The sequence below is a fragment of the Halolamina salina genome (genome assembly GCF_042678005.1).
GTDB lineage: Archaea > Halobacteriota > Halobacteria > Halobacteriales > Haloferacaceae > Halolamina > Halolamina salina.
Genome location: NZ_JBHUDH010000155.1, coordinates 1 through 3,575, shown reverse-complemented (window position 1 = coordinate 3,575; position 3,575 = coordinate 1). Strand labels below are relative to the sequence as shown.

Below are 3,575 nucleotides of genomic sequence, written 5' to 3'. Positions count from 1 at the left end.
CGGCCGCCGCCGACTCGGCGTCCATCAGCCCCGGCGTCAGGTCGTTGAGCGCCTCCAGTTGGTCGTGGCGCCGGGCGCGTTCCCGTTCCTGTCGGTTGCGCTCGACGGCGTGGTGGATCGACCGGACCAGCAGTTCGCTGGTCACCTCGTCCTTCACGAGGTAGTCCTGTGCGCCGCGTTCGACCGCCTCGACTCCCACACGCTCGTCCTGTGGCCCGGTGAGCACGATCACCGGGACGAGCGCCGCGGCATCGACGATCGCGGTGAGCGTCTCCAGCCCCTCGCTGTCCGGCAGGCTCAGGTCCACCAACACCACGTCGATATCGCTCTCGGCGAGGCGGTCGATCCCGGCCGCGAGCGTCCGCTCGGTGTGGAGGCGGAGTCCGGACGACGCGCCGACGCGTTCGAGCAGCGTCTCGGCGTCCCCCAGCATTCCCTCGATCCGGCGTGCGTCGCCGGGGCTGTCCTCGATCAACAGCAGTTCGAACTCCTCGCTCGGCACGGTCATCGACCCTCCGGGGGACGCTTCGCTCCCGTGGAGCCGTCGACTGGGCGTGGGCCGCCGACCGCACGCCCGGTAGTCGCCACGCGCGGGCGCTGTCGGCGGGGTGAGACGAGGACCTGCCGACGCGCGTGTCGCCCTCCCTCGGCGGGGCTAACAGCTTCCCCCATTCTCTGTGGAACAACACGTTCCTCGTGTAAACTTCTGTCCCCGCCCTCCCCCGATTACCGGCGTCCACGGCCCGATATCTTCGTAAGTGCCGCTTACTGCCGGTGACTGTTTGGCCGCGTACGCGGTACGGCGTCCACTGTTGTCCGGGAATCAACAAAGATGGTACTCAGATAGAGAAGATATATTCTCGTAAAAGTTACTTCTGTTTCCCAAGTATAGATATTTATTACTAATTCCGAACGCCACCCCCGAGTTGGACAACCTTAATACACGGAAGCCGCACTATTCTGACGATGGCGAAGACAAACCAAGAGTGGTGGCCACAGATGCTGAACGTGGACATCCTCGACGAGAACGAACGGGACGTGAGCCCGTACGACGAGGAGTTCGACTACGCGGAGGAGTTCCAGAAACTCGACCTCGAGGAGGTGAAAGACGACATCCGGGAGGTCATGACGGACTCGAAGGACTGGTGGCCCGCCGACTACGGCACGTACGGTCCCCTGTTCATCCGGATGGCCTGGCACAGCGCCGGGACGTACCGGACCGCCGACGGCCGCGCCGGCGCCGCCGGGGGCCTGCAGCGGCTCCCGCCGGAGAGTAGCTGGCCGGACAACATCAACCTCGACAAGGCACGCCGCCTGCTCCAGCCGGTCAAGCTGAAGTACGGCCGGAAGCTCTCGTGGGGCGACCTGATCATCCTCGCCGGCAACGTGGCGCTGGAGACGATGGGGTTCGAGACGTTCGGCTTCGCGGGCGGCCGCGAGGACGAGTTCAAGTCCAACGAGGCGACCGTGTGGGGTCCCGAGGAGGACTGGGAGACGACCTCCCCCGAGCGCTTCGAGGACGGCGAAGTTGGCAACCTCAAGGACCCGCTCGCGAACACCGTGATGGGCCTCATCTACGTGAACCCCGAGGGTCCCTACGGCGAGCCGGACGTGGAAGGCTCCGCGGCGAACATCCGCGAGGAGTTCAGCCGCATGGCGATGAACGACGAGGAGACGGTCGCGCTGATCGCCGGCGGCCACACGTTCGGGAAGGTCCACGGCGCCGACTCCGGCGACAACCTCGGCCCCGAGCCCGAGGACGCGCCCATCGACCTGCAGGGGATGGGCTGGGAGAACGAATTCGGTGAGGGCAAAGGCCCGGACACGATCACCAGCGGCATCGAGGGTCCCTGGAACTCCGCGCCGACCCAGTGGGACATGGGCTACATCGACAACCTCCTGAACCACGACTGGACCTCGGTCAAGGGTCCCGGCGGCGCGTGGCAGTGGAAGCCCGTCGGCGAGGAGATCGAGGAGGCGCCGGCGCCTCACGACGACGACACCGAGGAGCCGATGATGCTGACGACTGACGTGGCGCTGAAGCACGACGACGACTTCCGCGAGGTGCTGGAGCGCTTCCAGGAGAACCCCGACGAGTTCCAGGAGGCGTTCGCGAAGGCGTGGTACAAGCTCATCCACCGCGACATGGGCCCGCCCGAGCGCCTGCTCGGTCCCGAGGTGCCCGACGAGACGTTCGTCTGGCAGGACCCGATCCCGGACGCCGACTACGAGCTGATCGGCGACGAGGAGATCGCCGAACTGGAGTCGGCGATCCTCGACTCCGACCTCACCCGGACCCAGCTGATCAAGACCGCGTGGGCGTCGGCGTCGACGTACCGCGAGAGCGACAAGCGCGGCGGCGCAAACGGCGGCCGCATCCGCCTCGAACCCCAGCGTAGCTGGGAGGTCAACGAGCCCGAGGAGCTGGAGACGGTCCTCTCGACGTACGAGGAGATCCAGGAGGAGTTCAACAGCTCCCGTTCCGACGACGTGCGCGTCTCGCTCGCGGACCTGATCGTCCTGGGCGGCAACGCGGCCGTCGAGCAGGCCGCCGCCGACGCCGGCTACGACGTGGACGTGCCGTTCGAGCCCGGCCGCACCGACGCGACCGAGGAGCAGACCGACGAGGAGTCCTTCGAGCACCTCGAGCCGAAGGTCGACGGCTTCCGGAACTACCTCGGGAGCGGCGACTACGACGACATGTACGACTCCCCCGAGGAGCGCATGGTCGACAAGGCCGAGCTGCTGAACCTCACGGTGCCGGACATGACGGCGCTGGTCGGCGGCATGCGCGCGCTGGGCGCGACCTACGGCGACAGCGACCGCGGCGTGTTCACCGACGAGCCCGGCACGCTGACCAACGACTTCTTCGAGGTCCTGCTCGACATGGAGTACGAGTGGGTATCCGTCGACGAGGACGACGAGGTCTTCGAGGTCCGCAACCGCGAGACCGGCGAGGTCGAGTACGAGGCGACCCGCCTCGACCTCATCTTCGGCTCGAACGCCCGGCTCCGGGCCACCGCCGACGTCTACGGCGCCGACGACGGCGAGGAGCAGCTCGTCGAGGACTTCGTCGACGCGTGGACGAAGGTCATGCAGAACGACCGCTTCGACCTCGAGTAAGCGCGACGCGCTGCGTTTTCGACTTTTTCTTCGACAGGGAGCGGCGGGGACGTGACGATCACCGCCGGGAAACTGCACGACTGCTTCGACATCGAGAGGGCGACAGCGGCAGGTTCGAGAGTACCGTCACCGAGGTCGCTCGGTAGCGCCGGCAGTCAGGCCCGCCGCCCGGCGACGGCCACTGAACCGGCACCGACGACGGCCGCCACCCCGGCGACGAGAAACGCCGGCTCGTACGTCCCGAGCGTGTCGTAGGCCGCGCCCGCGGCGGCGGGGGCGAGCAGCCCCGAAACCGCGAACGCCACCGAGACGAGCCCGAACACCGCGTTGATGTTCTCGCGGCCGAACAGCGCCGCGACCAGCGGCGACAGCAGCGCGCCGTTGCCGCCGTAGGCCAGCCCGAACACGACCGCGAACGCGGCGACCCCGGCCGGCGAGGAGGCGAACGGCAG

At 67.6% G+C, this 3,575-nt stretch carries 2 protein-coding genes and 1 pseudogene; 1 reads left to right on the top strand and 2 read right to left on the bottom strand.

What is annotated here, in order from left to right; translation table 11 throughout:
• Positions 1 to 508 (bottom strand): response regulator (locus tag ACFR9S_RS12930; protein WP_379818831.1); only part of this gene is annotated, 508 nt, incomplete at its 3' end.
• A gap of 458 nt (positions 509 to 966) precedes the next feature.
• Between ACFR9S_RS12930 and katG the strand changes: the two genes are divergently transcribed.
• On the top strand, positions 967 to 3,123 hold the full coding sequence (katG, locus tag ACFR9S_RS12925) for a catalase/peroxidase HPI (protein WP_379732218.1): 2,157 nt from the start codon (positions 967 to 969) through the stop codon (positions 3,121 to 3,123).
• Positions 3,124 to 3,278: 155 nt separating this feature from the next.
• On the opposite strand, the pseudogene ACFR9S_RS12920 reads toward katG, so the two are convergent.
• Positions 3,279 to 3,575: pseudogene (locus ACFR9S_RS12920) on the bottom strand (MFS transporter); the annotation flags it as partial.

What these genes read in the sequence shown, in the direction of transcription:
- katG (WP_379732218.1), top strand. Translation starts at nt 967, where the DNA reads ATGGCGAAGACAAACCAAGAGTGGTGGCCACAGATGCTGAACGTGGAC.